We start from the raw sequence: 19,010 nt of genomic DNA, 5'->3' as shown, positions 1-19,010 counted from the left end.
CTGGTAGAGGTCGGAGATTCCTTGTAGTCTTTCTGTATTAAATTCCATTTTTTGCGTTTTAGTTTTGCGGTATTTACATAATAATGGTAGTTTTATCAATTTTTTAGGGCGGAGTTCAAATATAATTATATATTACGTAAAGATTTTTGAAAATAATTCTCATTATTTTCTTTTGCATTTTGGCGGCTGGTGTGACGCCGGTGTGACTTGAGGCGAGGATTTCTGGCCAATTCATTGACTTGAATGGATTTTGTAACACAGTGTCGCCACGGTTCACGAACTTGGCGGTGCTCGCGCGAGTTTCCCACGGGCGCGAGCCGGCGTTGTTCGGATCGATAGTGCCAGGCCTTATGGGGGAGCGGGCGCGGTTTTCGTCCGTCAACCATGCGAAGGGAGCTGGGATCGACGAATGAATGCTGAGCGGGACATGATCGTTCATCTGGTCGGCGTGCCTCACATGGCCAAGCCGACCGAGGGGGTATTTCCGGCCAAGGGCTACATTCTCATCGCCATGCTGCTGCTTGCCGGCAGCGGCCGGATGAGCCGCCAGGCGGTGGCCGCCTTGCTCTGGGATGATGCGCCCGAGGAGAAGGCACTGACCAATCTGCGTCAGTTGCTGGTGCGCATTCACAGGTGCTGGCCTTATGAGGAGCCCCTGATCGAGACCAGCGGCTCCCATCTGATGGCCGGCTCCAGTGCGCAGCGTTCCGATCTGGCGAGCATCCTTGCCCTGCAGAAATCGGCTGTGCTCGCCGAACGGGTGGAGGCGGTGCTGCTGGCGCGAGGCGATCTGCTCGACACCATCGACACCGGCGGCGGCGAACTGGCTCAGTGGTTCCGCGGCGAGCGCGAACGCTTCCGCCGCCTGGTGCTCGGCTTGGCCGCCGACGTGCTGCTGGAAATGACCCGCTTCGGGCGCGCGCCCGAGCGTGAGATCGATATCATTGGCGAACGCATGCTGGCCTTGGAGCCGGAGCGGGAGGAAAGCTATCGAGCTTTGCTCGAGGCCTATGGGCGAAACGGCAATTTCGATGCGGTGAACCGCACCTATGCCACCCTCGTTGCCGTTCTGAAGCAGGAATTGGACAGCGAGCCGCGTCCCGAGACGATGGCGGCGATGCGGCGCATCCTGGCGAACGCGCCGAGAGCGCGCCTGCATGTGGTATCGGACCGGTCCAGCGAAATGCAGGGCGACGCTGACCGGGAGGTCTCGGCAACGCGTAGCCTGGTCGGCCTGCCAAGGGTTGCCTTGTTTCCTCCCAAGGCGTTGGCGGGAGACCAGCTCCACTACCTGCATCGCGCGCTCATCGAAGATGTGGCCAATGACCTGTCGCGTCATCGAACCTTCGCGGTGATTGCGCCCCATAGCAGTTTCGAGGTCGCGGATTCGCCGGACGCGGAGCGGCTGGCGGCGCTGAGAAGCGGCTATCTCATTTCAGGCTTCATGCTCCCCGATGGCGAGCATATGGCTCTGAGATTGACGCGTCAGCCCGGCGCCGAGATCATCTGGGCGGCGGAATATCCGATCGGCCTGGATAAATTGCCTTCCACCTTCAGGCGTATTACCCGGCAGATCTCGTCGACGCTCGCGAGCGAGATCGAGCGCGATCAGCTCGACCGGATGAGGGCCGATCCGAAGCCGAACGCCTACCGGCATTATCTGGAAGGCCAGACCCGCCTGAAGAATTGCGACCTGCCGAAACTGCGCCGAGCCCGGGCGGAGTTCAAGCAGGCCATCAGCGAAGACCGCTCCTTTGCGCCGGCCCATGCCCGCATCGCCCAGACCCTGCAGCTCGAATGGCTGATGCTCGGGGGGAATGACCCCTATCTCCTGCATCAGGCCCGTCACGAGGCCGAAACGGCGCTCGCCATCGACGGTGGCATCGGCGAGGGCCATTGGATGGCGGCGGTCGTCGCGCTCTATCAGCGCGATTTCGACTATGCGGCCGAGAAATTCCTGGTCGCCGAGGCGCTGAATCCGCATTCGGCGGACCTGTTGTCCCACCATGCCGATGCTTTGTCGCATCTCGGCTTTGCCGATACCGGGTGGGAGCGCTTCCAGCGGGCGTTGGAGCTCAATCCGTTCCCGCCTGACTATTACTGGTGGTTCGGCTGCACCATCGCGATCCGGCGCAGGGATTTCGCCACGGGAATCGAGCTGTGCAAGAACATGAGCAGCGAAGATGCGGTTCTGCGTGTCCTGGCCATGTGCCACGGCCTCATGGGCAATGTGGACGTGGCGCGCCAATATGGCAGGAAGCTCGCCGAAATGTATCCCGGCGCAACGGCGCTCGAAATGGCTCGCCTCGCGCCAGACCGGCGTAGCGAAGATATCAATCTATGTGCGGAAGGATTGAGAATAGCTGGCTTGGATTGATTTTGTCATCTCCAAAAATTCTCGAATTTGACTTTAAATATAGAGATTAAAGTCTGCTACTCGTGTATTGGGGTGACGTTGGATAGCAACGATCGATTTGTACGAAATAAAATTCCATAAGCTGGCGTGCATTCGAGGGTTGCTGTCTTTTTGAAAGGAGCAGGAGGGGATATGTCCACCGAGCGGATGTTCGTCATCGGGAACCGAGGCGCCGGGGTTGTACTCATCAAGATGAGCCCGTTGCGCGTTGTCGAAATCAGCCACGATGAGATCGTTAAATATAGCCAGGCAACCTCGAGCGACGGCTACGCGAAAGTCGTTGCGGCGCTGTGGCGGTTGATGGCGGACTGCCGAGCCCCGACCGCTTCGGGAAGTGGCATAGACCCCAGCAGTGCCCAGGGTATCGAAGCTCTCGTGGCTGCCGGCGTGCGGCTGTCCGAGGTCGATTTTGCGTTCGGAACCGATATTTTCACGGATGCCAACGGTCAGCTGCATGCGGGGATCCAGAGCCAGGCCGGTGTTCAAACCCAAGCTGGCGTGCAGTCCCAGGCAGGGGTGCAGTCCCAGGCCGGCGTACAGTCCCAAGCCGGCGTACAGTCCCAAGCCGGCGTACAGTCCCAAGCCGGCGTACAGTCCCAGGCGGGCGTGCAGTCGCAGGCTGGTGTCCAATCCCAGGCGGGCATCACCAATCAGGCGGGGATTACCAACCAGGCCGGCATCCAACCCCACGCCGGCATCCAGACGACCATCCAATCGAATGCGGGCATTTATTCCCCGGTCGAGGCGGCGCTGCGGCAACTGATCGGTTCGGACGGCGATACGCTGCAGAACGCAGTCCTATCGGATGATGCCGGCAAATAATGCCTGACCAACTGCACCATCTCCTCGAAGGAGGGGAGTTGCTCCCGACGGATCCAGGGAAGACGGCGGATTGCGGTTCGCCGTTTTCCCTGCAGTCGTTGGCGCCGTTCCGCATCACCCGCTGCGGTGACATCACCGGGCTCGATATCATCGGCATTCCCGTCTGGTTTGCGACGCGGCCCAATTCCCGCGCCTTGTCGGTCAGCCAGGGCAAGGGCCTGACGCATGAACAGGCGCGGATCGGCGCCATCATGGAATCGATCGAAGGGGCCGTCGCCGAACAGACGAAAGAACTGGTCTGCGAATTCGCGACGGCGACGGAGATGGTGGCTCGCAGGCGAAGGCTCGTGCCCCTCGAGAGATTGTCGCGCTGCAAATATGCTCTCTTCGATCCCATGCGCCAGCGCGCCTGGGTGCGCGGGGTCCATCAGCGATCCGGTGCGGAGGTCTACGCGCCCTATGAGCTGATCGGGCTCGATACGCGCGTGGGATTCCCTTGGGACTACAGGGCCTTTACCGTGGCGTCCACCGGCCTTGCCGCCGGGCGGACATTCGAGTTCGCTGCTACCCGGGCCTTGTTCGAAGCCATTGAGAGGGATGCCACCCTGCCGGTGGAGCTCTTCGGGCTTTCCAGCACTTTCGCACGGCAGTTGCTGTGGCAGCCAGGCTCGCATGCCGGGCTCGACGAAGCCATCGGCAAGGTTTCCGCCGCAGGCCTGGTGCCCCATTTCTACCATGTCAGGGGCAAGACGGACCTTCCCGTCGTCGGCGCCGTGATAAGCCGGCCCGTCCTGGATGAGCAGGGAGCCGGGGAGCGACTATCCGGTGGCTATGCCTGCCGCCTCGATGCAGGGGAGGCCATGCTGGCGGCGCTGCTGGAAGCCGTGCAGTCGCGCCTGACCAACATAGCCGGCGCACGGGACGACATGGATCCTTCGCAATATTACGTCGCGACCAGCGCCGTGCCCTTGCCAAGGGAAGAGGCGGTGACGCTGTCGGTCCTGGCCGAGCGCTATCCGAGCCGAAGCAGTCTTTCGGACGCTGAGCGCCTGAGTGTGACGCTGCAGGCGTTGGCCCATGCCGGCTGCGAGGATGTCTTCCTGTTCGACCTCGCCTCTCCCTCACCCCTCGCCCATGTGGTGAGGATCCTGACACCGGGGCTGGGCGCCTATATGGAGGGCGACGTCGCCTCCGTCAGCGTCAACGACCTCATTCCCAGACAGGTGACGGTTGGCGGGCCGGCCGGAGCCGCCAGAGAAACCCGCCCATGACCACGATCCTCTTCACGGGTCCCAGCCTTCACGGCGTCGACCCTGCCTTGCTCGAGGGCTTTGCGGTGCGCCCGCCCGCAGGCTGCGGCGATGTGCTGGCGGCGGCGATGACCGGCGCCGATGCCATAGGCCTGATCGACGGCGTCTTCGACCACGCGCCCTCGGTTTGGCACAAGGAGATCCTCTACGCCCTCAGCGAAGGCATCCCGGTCTATGGCGCCGCCTCGATGGGAGCGCTGCGCGGTGCCGAATGCGCCGCCTTCGGCATGATCGGCATCGGCCGAATCTTCGAGGACTATGCCAGCGGGCGCCGGGTGGCGGATGCCGATGTCGGCGTGGCGCATGCGCCGGCCGAGTTCGGCTATGCACCGCTCAGCCTGGCCCTGGTCGACGTCGAGGCGACGCTGGAGGCCATTGCCGAGGCCGGAGCGCTGCCGTCTACGAGCTGCGAGGCCCTGCTGGCCGCGGCACGGCGCATCCATTTCAAGGAGCGCACCTGGCCGGATGTCGTGGCGCAGTCGGGGCTTGCCGATGCCGCCTCGGTGGAAGCGGTGCTGGAGCACCACGCCGTCAGCCAGAAACAGGCCGACGCCCTGGCCTTGCTCGCCCGTATGCGGGCCGATGCCGGCAAGCCTTTCGCCAAGCCGAACTTCACGTTGTCGCAATCGGGCTTCTTCGCCGTGCTGCGCCAGCGGGTGGAGGACAGGCTGGAGGAGGAGGAGGCAGAGGCGGACGAGGCAGAGGCGGACGAGGCAGAGGCGGACAAAGCCTGAGGGCTGCGACGCCGGTTCCTCGATTTCTGTATCGAAGCCGGTGAAGCCGCTCCTGCCTCAGGCGGCCTTGGACGCGATGCCGCCGATGAACCGTCGTCGCGCCGTCTCATCTTCGAAGGCGCGGTGGGGAATGGCGAGCGAGGAATCGAGTTCGTCCATCCACAACACGACCAGGCCCTTCAAGTCGGAGACATGGCCGATGGTCTTGCGCGCGAATGTCAGGCTGAGATCGGGAATGTCGGCGCGGATCGAGTGCATATCCCAGGTGACATGATAATCACCTTCGAAAAAGCCGCGTCGTGTGCCGTGGCGAACGGCCTTGCGCGCATGCCATCTCGACAGGGCGAAGTCGCAGAGGCGGGTGATGAGATAGCCTGCGAGCCCGAAGGCGAGTGCCAATTGCAGGTGCTCGATTCCGATGGCACCGATCAAAGCAAGAAGGATGACGAAGCCGGCGAGGAGCAGGACGGGCAGGTAGTAGTAGCTGCCCTGGTCCATGGGCTCCCGCCGCAGGGCGTTGCGACGCCCGGCGGCCAGTTCCCTCCACAGCAGCACTTCCTCCGGCGTGAGGCGATAGGTCAGCACCGTCGACAGGCCTGCGGCCGGATGCGACGACGCGTCGCTCAAGCCAGTTGCCCGTGGCAGTGCTTGTACTTCTTGCCCGAGCCGCAGGGGCAGGCCTCGTTGCGGCCGACGCGGCCCCAGGTGGAGGGATCGTCGGGGTTGCGATCTTCCGGCGCCACGATGCGCTGGGCCGGGCTGTCGGCGGCCGGGAAGGGTGAGCTCAGCTGGGCTGGCGGAAAACCGGAGCCGGGCATGGCGAACTCGTCCTCGCCGGTGAGCGGGTCGATATGCTGGCCGAACATCTGCGGCAGAGCGGGCTCTTCCGGCTGCTGCATGACCTGCAGGCGGAACATGGTGCGGGTGACATCCTCGCGCCAGCGGTTCATCAGGTCGGAGAAGAGCTGATAGCCTTCCGACTTGTACTCGATCAGCGGATCGCGCTGGGCCATGGCGCGGAAGCCGATGACCTGGCGCAGATGGTCGAGCGTGACGATGTGGTCGCGCCACAGATTGTCGAGCGTCTGCAGGAGCACGGCCTTCTCGACCTGACGCGTTACCTCCTCGCCGAAGCCGGCGGCCCGCTCGGCGGCGTGCTTGTCGGCCGCTTCGGTGATGCGGTGGGTCAGCTCCTCGTCGGCGATGCCCTCTTCCTTGGCCCAGTCGGTGATCGGCAGGTCGAGGCTGAGCACGTCGTTCACCGACTTGTGCAGGCCTTCGGTGTCCCACTGCTCGGGATAGGCGTTCTCGGGCACATGGGCGCGCACCGTGTCGTCGATGACGAGATGGCGGAAATCGGCGATGGTCTCGCCCACCGACTCCTGCGCCATCAGCTCGCGGCGATGCTCGAAGATCTCCTTGCGCTGATCGTTCAGCACATTGTCGTATTTCAGGATGTTCTTGCGGATGTCGAAATTGCGCGCCTCGACCTTCTGCTGCGCCTTTTCGAGCGCGCGGTTGATCCAGGGATGCACGATCGCCTCGTCCTCCTTGAGGCCGAGCTTCTGCAGCATGCCGTCCATGCGCTCCGAACCGAAGATGCGCATCAGATCGTCCTGCAGCGACAGGAAGAAGCGCGAATGGCCGGGGTCGCCCTGGCGGCCGGAGCGGCCGCGCAGCTGGTTGTCGATGCGCCGGCTCTCATGGCGCTCGGTGCCGATGATGTAGAGGCCGCCGGCGGCGAGCGCCTTCTCCTTCAGCCTGGCGACCTGATCCTTGATCCGAACCTCCGCCGCTTCGCGCTCAGCTCCCTCGGCCAGGTCGGCGAGCTCGACCTTGATGCGCATGTCGGCATTGCCGCCGAGCTGGATGTCGGTGCCGCGGCCGGCCATGTTGGTGGCGATGGTGATGGCGCCGGGCACGCCGGCCTGGCTGACGATGAAGGCTTCCTGTTCGTGGTAGCGGGCGTTCAGCACGGCGAAGACCTTCTCCTCGGCCGTGCCCTGGTCGCCGTCATAGAGCGAGGCGAAGGCGTTCGGGTCGGAGAAGTCGCGCTGCTTGTAGCCCTGGCCAGAGAGATAGGCGGCCAGCGTCTCGGACTTTTCGATCGAGGTGGTGCCGACCAGGAGAGGCTGGCCGCGCTGGCGGCATTCCTCGATCAGGCGCACGATCGCCTTGTATTTCTCGTCGACCGTCCGATAGACCTCGTCGTCGTCGTCGATGCGCTGCACCGGCCGGTTGGTCGGGATCTCGATCACTTCGAGATTGTAGATGTCCATGAACTCGTCCGCCTCGGTGGCGGCGGTGCCGGTCATGCCGGCCAGCTTGGCGTAGAGGCGGAAATAGTTCTGGAAGGTGATCGAGGCCAGGGTCTGGTTCTCGGGCTGGATCTGCACCCGCTCCTTGGCTTCGAGCGCCTGGTGCAGGCCTTCCGAATAGCGTCGTCCCGGCATCATGCGGCCGGTGAATTCGTCGATGATCACCACTTCGTCGTTGCGGACGATGTAGTCCTTGTCGCGGGTGAACAGCTTGTGGGCGCGCAGGGCCTGGTTGACATGGTGGACGATGGTGACGTTGGCCGCATCATACATCGAGCCGTCGCGCAGCATGCCGGAACCCGCAAGCATCTGCTCGACACGTTCATTGCCCTTCTCGGTGAGGCTGACGGTGCGCTGCTTCTCGTCGAGCTCGTAGTCATCCTTGTCGAGCTGCGGCATCAGCGCGTCGATGGTCTGGTAGAGCTCGGGGCGATCCTCCAGCGGGCCGGAGATGATCAGCGGTGTGCGGGCCTCGTCCACCAGGATGGAGTCGACTTCGTCGACGATGGCGAAGGCATGGCCGCGCTGCACCATCTGCGCCATGTCGTATTTCATGTTGTCGCGCAGATAGTCGAAGCCGAATTCGTTGTTGGTGCCGTAGGTGATGTCGCAGGCATAGGCCGCGTGGCGTTCCTCGTCGGTGAGGCCGTGCACGATCACGCCGGTGGTCAGGCCGAGGAAGGTATAGACACGGCCCATCCATTCGGAGTCGCGGCTGGCCAGGTAGTCGTTGACGGTGACGACATGCACGCCCTTGCCGGCGAGGGCATTAAGGTAGACCGGAGCGGTTGCCACCAGGGTCTTGCCTTCGCCCGTCTTCATTTCGGCGATGGCGCCCTCATGCAGCACCATGCCGCCGATGAGCTGGGTGTCGAAATGGCGCTGGCCGAGCACGCGCTTGGCCGCCTCGCGCACGGTGGCGAAAGCCGGCACCAGGATGTCGTCGAGGGTCTTGCCGGCGGCGAGCTGGGCCTTGAACTCGTCGGTGCGGGCTCGCAGAGCCTCGTCGGACAGCGCTGCCACTTCCGGTTCGAGCGCCGCGATGGCGGCGATTTTGGGTTTGTAGGCTTTCAGCCGGCGATCATTGGAGGAGCCGAACAGTTTCTTGGCGAGCGAGCCGAACATAGAAGGCCTTCAAATCTTCGCGCCTCGCGGCGGCGTGATACCTGACCGGAGAGGGGCTCCGGTCATCGTGTCAACCCCGGCCGTGAAGGCCGGGGAACGGAAACCGGACATCGCCCGGGCGCTGTCCGATGTGAGGCAACCCGCTTCCAATCACCGTGCGCTATGGCACCAGCATGGCGGCATGCTCCCGATACGGCAAGATGGGCGCAGTCCGATGCAGCGGGAATCAGGCTGCCTTATGAAATTGTGTGAACCGACGGCCGTAATGCCGGCGCCCCGGTTCGAAGGGCTTGCCGGCCGGACTCACTTAAGTATTGGGGTTTGGGGTGTCAATCGACCTTAGGGTCTACCACGCCGGTTGACCGGGGCATTTGGCTGAAAAATCCGTAATTTTTTGCCGTCACGCCGCTATGGCTCGGTCATTCGTCGCAAAGCGCCGGCCTCGTCACAGTTTTGACGACAGGCCTTCCTAAAAGGCGGGCGAAGCGCTGGCCGTTCGGCGACATTGACCTTGCTTTTCTCCTGTCCTATCAGCGCTGCGTAGGCGTTCGTCCCGGGATCAGGAGCAATGCGGGCCTGTTGCCGAAACAGCGTCCGTCCGGAGCCTGACTGCTTCCGGGTCCGCCCCCGCTCTCGAGGAACCTGCCCATGATGTCACTTCGCCGCGCGCGTCCAGCCGCGACCCTGCTCGCCAGCGTTGCCTTCCTGGCCTTCGCTGCCGCGCCTTCCAACGCTGAAGACGCGGCGAAGCCCGCCGCCCCGGCTCCGGCAGCCCAGCCCGCTCCCGCAGCGCCCGCGTCGCAGGCGACCCCGACCATCAGCGTGGATGGACAGCCCATTACCCAGGACGATCTCAATGCCGTGGAGCAGGAGATCGGGCCGAGCCTGTCACCCCAGCTCTCGCCGGCCAAGCGGCAGGACATCATCATCAACGCCGCCATCAATCTGCGCGTGGCCGCCAATGCGGCCGAGCAGCAGAAGGTGCTTGATGAAGCCGAGGTGCAGAAGAAGCTCGCCTTCTACCGCCAGCGCATCCTGATCGATGCTCTCGTCGCCAAGGCCGTCAAGGAAGCGGTGACCGAGGACGCGATCAAGAAGGCCTATGACGACCAGGTCAAGCTGATCCCGGCCCAGGACGAAGTGCATGCCCGCCACATCCTGGTGGCGAGCGAGGACGACGCCAAGAAGGTCGAGGCCCGGCTGAAGGCGGGCGAAGATTTCGCCAAGGTCGCCAAGGAAGTCTCGAAGGATCCCGGCTCCGCCGAGCAGGGCGGGGACCTCGGCTGGTTCACCAAGGATCGCATGGTCAAGGAATTCGCGGAGGCCGCCTTCGGCATGAAGCCCGGCGAGGTCTCCCAGCCGGTCAAGAGCCAGTTCGGCTATCACATCATCAAGCTCGAAGAGCGCCGTCCGCAGGCTCCGCCGGCCCTCGACCGCGTCAAGCAGCAGATCTCGGACTATCTGACCCAGAAGACGCAGCAGGAAGTCTTCGCCAAGCTGCGCGCCGCTGCCAAGATCGTGCAGCCTCCGGCGGCACCGGCCGATCCTGCGGATGGAAGCATGCAGCTTCCCGGCGGCGATGATCAGGCCCCGGCCACCCCGGCCCCTGTCACGCCGGCTCCGGCCGCTCCCGCCCAGTAAGATCGGGTGTGCCGGTCTTCGGACCGGCACTTTCTTCACCGACCGTGCCGATCCCATTCCATCGATAGGTCAATGGAACTGAGGAGATCGGCACACGCCATCGAGGAATACCATGGCCAAGGCCGCGCCGCTGTCCCCGCTCGCTCCTGCTCGTTTTCCCGACTTGCCGCCGGTGGCGGGTGTCCGGATGGCGACGGCCGAAGCCGGTATCCGCTACAAGGGCCGCACCGACGTGCTGTTCGTCCTGATGGACGAGGGCACGCAGGCGGCTGGCGTGTTCACTCGCTCCAAATGCCCGTCGGCGCCGGTCGACTGGTGCCGTGCGGCGCTTGGGGATGGCAGCGCGCGAGCCCTGGTGGTCAATTCCGGCAATGCCAATGCCTTCACCGGCAAGAAGGGCGCCGAAGCGGTGGCCCTTACGGCGGAACTCGCCGCCGAGGCCGCCGGCTGCCGTCCGAGCGAAGTCTATCTCGCCTCCACCGGCGTGATCGGCGAACCGCTCGATGCCGGCAAGTTCAGGGGCGTGCTGGTCGAGACCGCCGGCCGCGTCTCGCCGGGTGCCTTCGAGGATGCCGGCCGCGCCATCATGACCACCGACACCTTCCCCAAGGGGGCGACCGCCCGCGTCGATTTCGGTGGCGTGCCGGTGACCATCAACGGCATCGCCAAGGGGGCCGGCATGATCGCGCCCGACATGGCGACCATGCTCTCCTTCGTCTTCACCGATGCGCCGATCGCCGGAAACGTGCTGCAGGGCCTGCTTTCCAAGAGTGTCATCGACAGCTTCAACGCGGTCACCGTCGACTCGGACACCTCCACCTCCGACACGCTGCTGCTGTTCGCCACCGGCAAGGCTGGCGGCACGCCGGCGACCGAAGCGGCCGATCCGCGCCTGGCCGATTTTGCCAGGGCGCTCGACGGCGTGCTGCTCGATCTCGCCCAGCAGGTGGCGCGGGATGGCGAGGGCGCGCGCAAATTCGTTACCGTCGAGGTGCGTGGCGCCACCTCCAAGCAGGCGGCCCGGCGTATCGGCCTGTCGATCGCCAATTCGCCCCTGGTCAAGACGGCGGTGGCCGGCGAGGACGCCAATTGGGGCCGCGTTGTGATGGCCGTCGGCAAGGCCGGCGAGGAGGCCGACCGCGACCGGCTCGCCATCTGGTTCGGCGACATCCGCGTCGCCGTCGATGGCGAGCGTGACCCGTCCTATGACGAGGAAGCGGTTTCCGCCTATATGAAGGGGCAGGCGATCACCATTGCCGTCGACATCGGGCTCGGCGAGGCGGGTGACCGGGTCTATACCTGCGACCTCACCAAGGAATATGTCGCCATCAACGGCGACTACCGGTCGTGACCAAACGCCTGCTTCTCGTCGCCGCCTGCGCCCTGGTCGATGCCGACGGGCGCGTGCTGATCTCCCAGCGCCCCGAAGGCAAGGCGCTGGCGGGCCTGTGGGAGTTTCCCGGCGGCAAGCTCGAGCCCGGCGAGCGCCCCGAGGAAACCCTCATCCGCGAGCTGCACGAGGAGCTCGGCATCGAGGTGAAGGAGGAGTGCCTGGCTCCGCTCACCTTCGCCAGCCACAGCTACGAGGATTTCACCCTGCTGATGCCGCTATGGATCTGCCGGCGCTGGGAGGGCACGCCCCATGGGCGGGAGGGTCAGGCGGTGAAATGGGTGCTGCCCAGGAAGCTGCGCGACTATCCGATGCCGCCTGCGGACGAGCCGCTGATCCCGATGCTGATCGACATGATCCCGGCGCGGTAAGTCGGGAACGCAGGCTCAATTCCTGGAAGCGGCCAGGGGCGTGAGGTCGGGCAGGCCGGGAAAGCCGGGATAGTCCCCATTGAAGGTGAAACAGCTCAGCAGGGTTGCCTTGCCGTCTTCGAGGGGAGCGACGCGTACCTGTCGCCATCGTCCCCCCTTGTAGGCGCCGATGCCGCTCGACCAGCCATTGGCCTCGGCACGCAGGCCGAGCCCTTCGCTGGTGGCGCGAATCTTCCTCAGATAGGGATCGATGGCATAGGCGACGGCGCGAGGTTTCGCCTCGATCACCAGCCCCCACTGCCAGGCCCTGGAGGTGGGCTTGGAGCCCAGCGTCGACTGCAATTGCCGATAGGCCCTGATATCGAATCCATGTGCCCGAACCGGCTTGGCGAAAACGAGTTCGTCCCATGTGCCGGCTTTGGTGACGACGGAGCCGCGGGTTGCCGGTCCATTGTGCGCGATATAATCGCGCAGAGCCTCGAAGAATTCAGGCTCGCACCGGGCAAAGTGCTGCGCCATCGAGGGGGCAGCCTGCGCCTGTGCCGCGGCAGCCAGGAAGGCCATGAGGGCCACGATCGATCGCATGGTATGTCCCTTCTTCATGGGCGCTGCCGAACATGGCGGTCGGGTGCCTGGGATTGCGCGACCGCCCCGGGACGAGGCCTCGTCACTCCTGCCTGTATTCCTTCACGCCCAGGGCGTCGGCGAGACGGGTCTTGGCCGACCCCGGCTTCAGCGGTTTCTGCTGGTCGGCGTGGGGCGCCCAGCCGGAGATCCAGACGATTTCGAAGGTGGCGCGGATGCGTCCGTCCGGATCGGAGAAGCGCTCGGCATAGATCTCGGCCATGCGCAGCATGGTGGCGCGGCGGGTGAAGCCCTTGCGGCGCTGGACCAGCATGTTGGAGGCCCCCATCGCCCTGAGGTCGGCCATCAGGGCGAAGGCGTTGTCGTAGCGCACGGTGAGGACGTCGCTGTCGGCGACGGGCAAGGCAAAGCCGGCCCGCTGCAGGAGGCCACCCATGTCGCGCACATCGGCAAAGGGGGCGACGCGGGGCGAGACGCCGCCTTCCATTTCCAATTCGGCCTCGGAAAAGGCAGCTCGCAATTCGGTGAGCGTAGAGCCACCGATCAGGGCGGCCAGCAGCAGCCCATCCGGCCTGAGGGCACGGCGGACCTGGCTCAACAGGCCCGGCAGGTCGTTGACGAACTGCAAGGCGAGGGCAGACAGCGCAAGATCGATGCTTTCGGGCTGAAGAGGGAGCGCCTCGTTGCCGATGGCGACGTCCTGCCACTCGGCGGCAAGGCCTGGGCGCACCGCCTGCGCCAGCACGGGCGAAAGCGGCCCGATCTCCGCCGCCCGTTCGAAGGGACGCAGGATCACGGCGAGGCGGTCGGCCATGTCTTCGGCGACGTGACGCAGCAGGAAGTCCGCGGGAGCGACCGCGGCGCGCCGGCGATGCAGGGCCAGCGCATGGGGATCGAACAGGAGGGGCGTGGTCATGCCCGCTATGTAGGGCATTCCCATGCGCTTTTCACCTGCCGGTTGGTTTTTCAGATCGATGGGCTGATCTGAAGGGTCTCCACCAGCTTCATCAGCCGACGATGCAGACCATCGCCGATCTGGTTTCTGAAGTAGTCGGCTTTTTCCAGCAATATCTGCTTGTCGAGGAGGGCAAAGTAATGCGGATTGTCCCTCAATGTTTGATAGGCACGCGCTCCTTGCCCCGAGACAAAACACAGCAGGATGAATTCCTGCACATAATCCGGATCCGGGCCCCGAATTGAAATCGCCGAGTCGAGCGCTTCGACGAGCGAGAATATCTGCTGTTTGATAGCCTCTTCGGACGCGCCCGCATCCTGATCGTTCGAGATGGCCGCGTAGTGCGAGTCGATTTCCTTCCTGATTGCCTCAACGTCAGCGCTGACGGTCTGGAGCGACAGGCCCGCATGCGCGTCGTAACCGTGGCGAAATCTCTCTTGAAGGGCACCAAGCGGCTTTAGCAGCTTCGCGATCTCCAAAGGCAATGCGGGAGGCCGTTTTGCCGACAGGGTGCCGGGCTCCATCAAGTCATTTGCTGCCAGGCCAAGCATCTCGCGGGCATGAGCATAGTCATCAAGGGCAAGAGACAAGGCGTCTCCCAGCAGGCGGGATTCGAACGAGCGCGTCCAAGTTGCGCTGTTACGCATCAGGCGCTCGCCAAGTTCAGCCGGGAAGTTGAATTTCAACACGCTCTCGATGCCTGCTGAAATGAGCAGGGTGCGTCTGGGCAATTCGTACAACGACCCCGCACTTTCGACGACCAGCGCATCCTTGGCATCGTAGTAGATTTCAGGCGCCCACCCTCCATCGTATCGGTCGCCGCCCGGGTCGACGGCCCAATTGTCATCAAGGCCCAGAAAGGTCTTGAAGGATTGCGGCACATCGACGGGACCGCCCTCGAATGAGAAGCCGGCGACGTTCTCGCTGCCGAAAATGTGCTGCGTCTGCGCGATGAGAGGGCGCATTGGGTAGAGAAAGTGCGTCAGTATGCGGGGATCGTGGAATGGGTAGGCCGATACGCCGATGCGCCAAGCGGTACGCAGGCGATAGAGGTAATGTGAATAAGCCCTTCTGATTGGACATCTGATTCCGATCAGCAATCGAATGTCATCATTCGGCAGGGCATGCTTTATATTACTTACGTAGGTAGAATTTCGTACAAGATAATGAGCCGTTCCATCGATGAACGTCTTGTTTTCGTCTTGCTCGAGAAAATTTTCGAGATATTTTTCCCGCCCTATTTTTCGGTAAAATGCTCCCGTTTCTTTTGTGTGGGGGAGGTTGAATAGCTCGCTATGCTTCGCAAGCTGGCCGTAAAGATAGGTCGTTCCTGCCTTTCCGAAGCCTGGGATGAAGAGGAATTTCATATGGCGGCACTCAGCATGAATAGGACCATGTGCCAATATCCAGGTGTACTGGGAACGATATTGAAATTTTGACAGCCATTGGTGATTTAGAGCTTTTCATTTATAAGGCTTACGTTAGTGAACGTGATCTTTGCCTCAACGTCAAGGGCTCAGTCGCCTGCACCGATGGTGTGCGTCGACGGCGTCTCGTGATGCGGCCTATCCGTCGATTGGGCTATGCAGTTTACGGAGGACGCTCTATGCACGAGGTCCCGCGTTTTGATGAAGTTCATGTCGCCTCCAGAGCAAACGCGCGTTCATGGCTGGATGCTTGTTGGTTCTAGCTCCTTGTGTCCAAGCCAATCCAGCGGATTGGCCAAAGTGTCTTTGCGATTCTTGGTAACCCCGTCAGGCCGCTAGACGCTATAGGGTCTCGTTGTTTCGTGCATGTTTCTGCAGCTCCAATTTTCATTGATAACTCTTCCGATCCGCGTATCGAGGCGTATCGCGATATCCGCGAGCGCGATCTCAAGGGACGGGGTGGGCGCTTCGTCATCGAGGGGGAGGTGGTGCTGCGCACCGCACTCCAACTCGGGCGTTTTGCCATCGAATCCATTCTGATCGCGGAGAACAGGACCGAGCCGCTTGCCGATCTCGTCGCCAAGGTGCCCGCCGGGATCCCGGTCTACAGCGCCTCGCGCAGCGTTCTCGACGATATTGCCGGCTTCCCCATGCATCGCGGCATCCTGGCCATGGGTTTGCGGGGGGAGGGAGGGACGGCCGAAAGGCTGCTTGCCACCGCGCCGGAAAACGCCCTGTTCGTCGGCCTTTCGGCCATTGCCAATCACGACAATATGGGCGGGATCTTCCGCAATGCCGCAGCTTTTGGCCTCGACGGCGTATTGATCGACGGAACCTCCTGCGATCCGCTCTACCGCAAGGCGATCCGCGTTTCCGCTGGCGCAGTCCTCATGACGCCCTTCGCGCAGGGAGGCGACATCGGGGCCCTCTGCGACGCCCTGCTGGCGGCCGGTTTCGAGGTCCTGGCCACCAGCCCGGCCGGCAAGGAGCGTCTCGCCGATATCGAGCCTGTGGGCCGGCAGGCCGTCTTGTTCGGTGCCGAGGGGCCTGGCCTGCCCGAGCATGTCCTGAGGCGGCTGCGGACCATCCGTATCGACATGAGAGGCAGTTTCGATTCCCTCAACGTCGCCACGACGAGCGGCATTGTGCTGCATCACCTGGCAAGGTAGCGCTTCCGGCCGGCTCAAGAATTCTGGATTGCGAGGCTGGCGATCGCAGCCAGGAGCGCGGGGAACATGACGACGGTCCCGATCTTGAGGAACTGCCAGAAACCAACCTTTATACCCTCGCGTCGCAACGCGTTCAGCCAGAGGATCGTGGCCAGCGATCCGGTGATCGACAGGTTGGGGCCGAGATCGATTCCAATCAGGATCGAGCCTGACAGAGCGGGCGATGCGTGGATCGACTGAACGATGTTTCCTGCGACGAGGCCGGCTGGAAGGTTGTTGACGAGATTGGCGACGATGGCGGTCAGGACACCGGCGGCAGGTGCACCGAGCTGAGGATGCATTTCCGTCAGGCGGCTGACGGACTCGGCCAGCATGTCGAGGACGCCGCTTGTCCCGAGCGCTTCCACCACCACGAACAAGCCCGCCACCAGCGGAATGACGCTCCACGAAATATCTTCGAGCGCTTGCGAGGGGAATTGGCGCTTGATGATCGATACGATCGACAGGGTGAGAATCCCGCCGGCGAAAGTGGGCCAACCCAGATCGACGTGGAGCGCGGAGGCGGTTATCAGGCCGATGGCCGTTACTGTCAGCCCCAGTCCCGCCACCTTTCCGGTGAGGGAAAGGCTTGTGCCCGGCACGCGAGCGGCCAGCGTTTCGGCCGCCAATGCCGCGCGCTGGTTCCACAAAAGCGCGGCAAAGGTGATTGCGATGGCAAGCGCCGAGGGGAGTGCGAAGGTCGATAGCCAATCGGCGAGGGCAGGCATGTGACCCCCATTGAAGATCACCAGATTGGCAGGATTGGAGATCGGCAACACGAAACTGGCCGCGTTCGCGGTAAACGCGCAGATCAGGAGATAGGGCAGAGGGTCCTTGACCCTGGCCGCCTGGCAGGCTGCATAAACGGCTGGGGTCAGGACGACGGCGGTTGCATCGTTCGACATGAAGACCGTCACCAGAATGCCGACGAGATAGGTCAGGGTGAACAGCTTGAACGGGGAGCCTTTCGCATGGTTGGTGGCTATCAGAGCCAGCCAATCGAACAGGCCTTCCTGTCGTGCCAACTCGGCGATCAGCATCATGCCGATCAAGAACAGATAAACGTCCAGGCCCTTGGCGATGCCCGCCCACGCGTCGAGCAAGGGTATGGCGCCTGCGCCCGTCAGCAGCGCTGCCGCGAGGACGGCCCACACCGCCTCCGGCCACTTGAAGGGCCGGATCAGCAAAGTCAGCGCTGTCAGGGCTGCAACGGAAAGGCTGAGAATCGGGGCAGAAACTTGAAAGACCATGGGGGACTGTATGGGTGCTCTGGCGAGCCCGTTCGAAAGCGATCACATTCTGTTGTGCTTGTCCGATCCTTTATTTGATACGCAGTAAGCGCGCTAGCGAAAATCCCCTATCCACCCCGCCGGGTTCACCGTATAGCGCATTGTTGAAAAGGCCTGACCTCCGGAGCCGTCGTGACGCCCCGCGCCCCTTCCGTCTTTCATCGCTCCCTCTTTGCCCTTTCTGTCCTGAACTTCTTCCTTGCCGATGCTCGCGATGGCTTGGGACCCTTCCTCGATGGTTTTCTCGCAACGCACGGGTGGGAGCCATTCACGCTCGGTGTCATCGCGACGATTGGGGGCGTGTTAGGAATGGCGTCCACCCCCTTGTTCGGCGCGCTTGTCGATGCATCGGCTTACAAACGAACACTGATTATCCTGCCCGTTATCTTCGTGACGACGATGGCCCTGTGGACGTTGGCGACCCCCAACGGCTTTTCGGTCTTCGGAGGCCAATCAGCGACGGCCATCGTCGGCGCCGTCATTGGGCCCGCACTCATGGGCTTGACGCTTGGCCTTGTCGGAGAAGAGCGGTTCTCCCGCCAGGTGTCTCGAAACGAGTTCTGGAACCACACCGGAAACGTTGTCTCCTTGGCGGCGATTTATGCAGGAACACTTCTGTTCGGCATCCATGGCGTCGTTGGGCTCATGCTGTTTGCTGCTTTCGCCACGATCGCGGCGACGCTCGCCATCGATCCCAAGCAGATCGACCATCAGGTAGCGCGTGGGCTGGCGCACCATGATGGATCGGAAGCCCCCTCCGGGTTTTCGGTCCTGGCAGGCAGCAAGGGACTAATTCTGCTCAGTCTGGTTTTGATGATCTTTCATTTTGGGAATGCCCCCATCAGCCGCCTGATCGCGCAGGCCTTTTCGATTCAGCTCGGCACCCCTTTCCGGACCACCGCGATCACGACGGGCGTTTCACAACTTTCGATGATCGGCATGGCATTGCTGGCGCCCTGGCTGATCAGACGGTTCGGCTTGGCCACAATATTCATTGTTGCCTTGGCGGCCTTGCCGATCCGCGGTGTGATTGCGGGGACCTTTCCCTCCTTTGCTTTCGTCTTTCCCGTGCAGTTTCTCGACGGTGTGGGCGCCGGCCTGATCGGCATAGCCACGCCCATCGCCGCTGAACGCATTCTGTCCGGTACCGGCCGCTTCAATGTCGGCCTTGCTGCCGTCATGACCGTGCAGGGTATTGGGGCCTCACTCAGCAACGTCGTCGCCGGCTGGCTTACCGATTTGGGCGGCTATGGTTTAGCCTATTGGGTTCATGGTGGCGTGGCATTGGTGGCACTGGCGCTGTTCGTGTGGGGACGCCACGACATCGCGCCACGCACGCCTTCCTCGACCGCGACGGCCGACCGCTAGGAGTTGTGGACTCTTGGGATTCCCAAGAGTGGGGGGTATGTGATTCAAAGC

General features: G+C 63.0%; 16 protein-coding genes. 9 read left to right on the top strand and 7 right to left on the bottom strand.

Translation table 11 applies throughout. The features are described from left to right. Positions 1-115: 115 nt before the first annotated feature. Positions 116-439: a hypothetical protein gene (locus tag QM672_RS30180; protein WP_367626149.1), complete on the bottom strand. Its 324-nt coding sequence runs from the start codon at positions 437-439 to the stop codon at positions 116-118. Between QM672_RS30180 and QM672_RS30175 the strand changes: the two genes are divergently transcribed. From QM672_RS30175 to QM672_RS30160, 4 genes are all read left to right on the top strand, one after another. Further along, on the top strand, positions 428-2,377 hold the full coding sequence (locus tag QM672_RS30175; RefSeq protein ID WP_415087017.1) for a BTAD domain-containing putative transcriptional regulator: 1,950 nt from the start codon (positions 428-430) through the stop codon (positions 2,375-2,377). The two genes, QM672_RS30180 and QM672_RS30175, sit on opposite strands and share 12 nt — an antisense overlap. A 171-nt stretch (positions 2,378-2,548) precedes the next feature. Further along, complete coding sequence (locus tag QM672_RS30170) at positions 2,549-3,238, top strand: hypothetical protein (RefSeq protein WP_311937638.1); 690 nt, start codon at positions 2,549-2,551, stop codon at positions 3,236-3,238. Between the two features lie 38 nt (positions 3,239-3,276). Further along, positions 3,277-4,509, top strand: a complete 1,233-nt coding sequence (locus tag QM672_RS30165) for a YcaO-like family protein (RefSeq protein ID WP_311937636.1) — start codon at positions 3,277-3,279, stop codon at positions 4,507-4,509. Continuing rightward, positions 4,506-5,282, top strand: a complete 777-nt coding sequence (locus QM672_RS30160; RefSeq protein ID WP_415087015.1) for a TfuA-like protein — start codon at positions 4,506-4,508, stop codon at positions 5,280-5,282. The genes QM672_RS30165 and QM672_RS30160 overlap by 4 nt, the downstream gene beginning before the upstream one ends. Positions 5,283-5,339: 57 nt before the next feature. Here QM672_RS30160 and QM672_RS30155 read toward each other — a convergent pair whose 3' ends face one another. Further along, complete coding sequence (locus QM672_RS30155; protein ID WP_415087013.1) at positions 5,340-5,909, bottom strand: hypothetical protein; 570 nt, start codon at positions 5,907-5,909, stop codon at positions 5,340-5,342. Next, positions 5,906-8,725 carry a preprotein translocase subunit SecA gene (secA, locus tag QM672_RS30150; RefSeq protein WP_311937631.1) on the bottom strand — a complete coding sequence of 940 codons (2,820 nt, stop codon included), beginning with the start codon at positions 8,723-8,725 and terminating at the stop codon, positions 5,906-5,908. The genes QM672_RS30155 and secA overlap by 4 nt, the downstream gene beginning before the upstream one ends. 648 nt (positions 8,726-9,373) lie before the next feature. Here secA and QM672_RS30145 point away from each other — a divergent pair. From QM672_RS30145 to mutT, 3 genes are all read left to right on the top strand, one after another. Continuing rightward, on the top strand, positions 9,374-10,366 hold the full coding sequence (locus QM672_RS30145) for a peptidylprolyl isomerase (protein WP_311937629.1): 993 nt from the start codon (positions 9,374-9,376) through the stop codon (positions 10,364-10,366). Positions 10,367-10,478: 112 nt separating this feature from the next. Continuing rightward, complete coding sequence (argJ, locus tag QM672_RS30140) at positions 10,479-11,717, top strand: bifunctional glutamate N-acetyltransferase/amino-acid acetyltransferase ArgJ (protein WP_311937627.1); 1,239 nt, start codon at positions 10,479-10,481, stop codon at positions 11,715-11,717. Next, positions 11,714-12,127: an 8-oxo-dGTP diphosphatase MutT gene (gene mutT / locus QM672_RS30135; RefSeq protein ID WP_311937625.1), complete on the top strand. Its 414-nt coding sequence runs from the start codon at positions 11,714-11,716 to the stop codon at positions 12,125-12,127. Before argJ ends, mutT begins: the two co-directional genes overlap by 4 nt. Positions 12,128-12,142: 15 nt before the next feature. On the opposite strand, the gene QM672_RS30130 is transcribed toward mutT, so the two are convergent. The 3 genes from QM672_RS30130 to QM672_RS30120 form a co-directional block, all read right to left on the bottom strand. Next, positions 12,143-12,712, bottom strand: coding sequence for a hypothetical protein (locus QM672_RS30130; protein ID WP_415087010.1), 570 nt, complete (start codon positions 12,710-12,712; stop codon positions 12,143-12,145). A gap of 82 nt (positions 12,713-12,794) precedes the next feature. Then, complete coding sequence (locus QM672_RS30125; protein ID WP_415087008.1) at positions 12,795-13,652, bottom strand: methyltransferase domain-containing protein; 858 nt, start codon at positions 13,650-13,652, stop codon at positions 12,795-12,797. 26 nt (positions 13,653-13,678) lie between these two features. Beyond that, positions 13,679-15,034 (bottom strand): hypothetical protein, encoded by a 1,356-nt coding sequence (locus tag QM672_RS30120; protein WP_367626160.1) that lies wholly within the window; start codon positions 15,032-15,034, stop codon positions 13,679-13,681. A gap of 422 nt (positions 15,035-15,456) precedes the next feature. Between QM672_RS30120 and QM672_RS30115 the strand changes: the two genes are divergently transcribed. After that, on the top strand, positions 15,457-16,263 hold the full coding sequence (locus QM672_RS30115; RefSeq protein WP_415087006.1) for a TrmH family RNA methyltransferase: 807 nt from the start codon (positions 15,457-15,459) through the stop codon (positions 16,261-16,263). Between the two features lie 14 nt (positions 16,264-16,277). Here the strand turns inward: QM672_RS30115 and QM672_RS30110 are convergent, their stop codons facing one another. After that, positions 16,278-17,552, bottom strand: a complete 1,275-nt coding sequence (locus QM672_RS30110; protein WP_311937615.1) for an arsenic transporter — start codon at positions 17,550-17,552, stop codon at positions 16,278-16,280. Positions 17,553-17,705: 153 nt separating this feature from the next. Between QM672_RS30110 and QM672_RS30105 the strand changes: the two genes are divergently transcribed. Continuing rightward, positions 17,706-18,959, top strand: a complete 1,254-nt coding sequence (locus QM672_RS30105; RefSeq protein WP_415087034.1) for an MFS transporter — start codon at positions 17,706-17,708, stop codon at positions 18,957-18,959. Positions 18,960-19,010: the final 51 nt, after the last annotated feature.

The sequence above is a fragment of the Labrys sp. (in: a-proteobacteria) genome (assembly GCF_047605565.1).
Lineage (GTDB): Bacteria > Pseudomonadota > Alphaproteobacteria > Rhizobiales > Labraceae > Labrys > Labrys neptuniae.
Note: the sequence above shows the minus strand (reverse complement) of the source record. Positions and strands in the feature narration are given on the sequence as shown.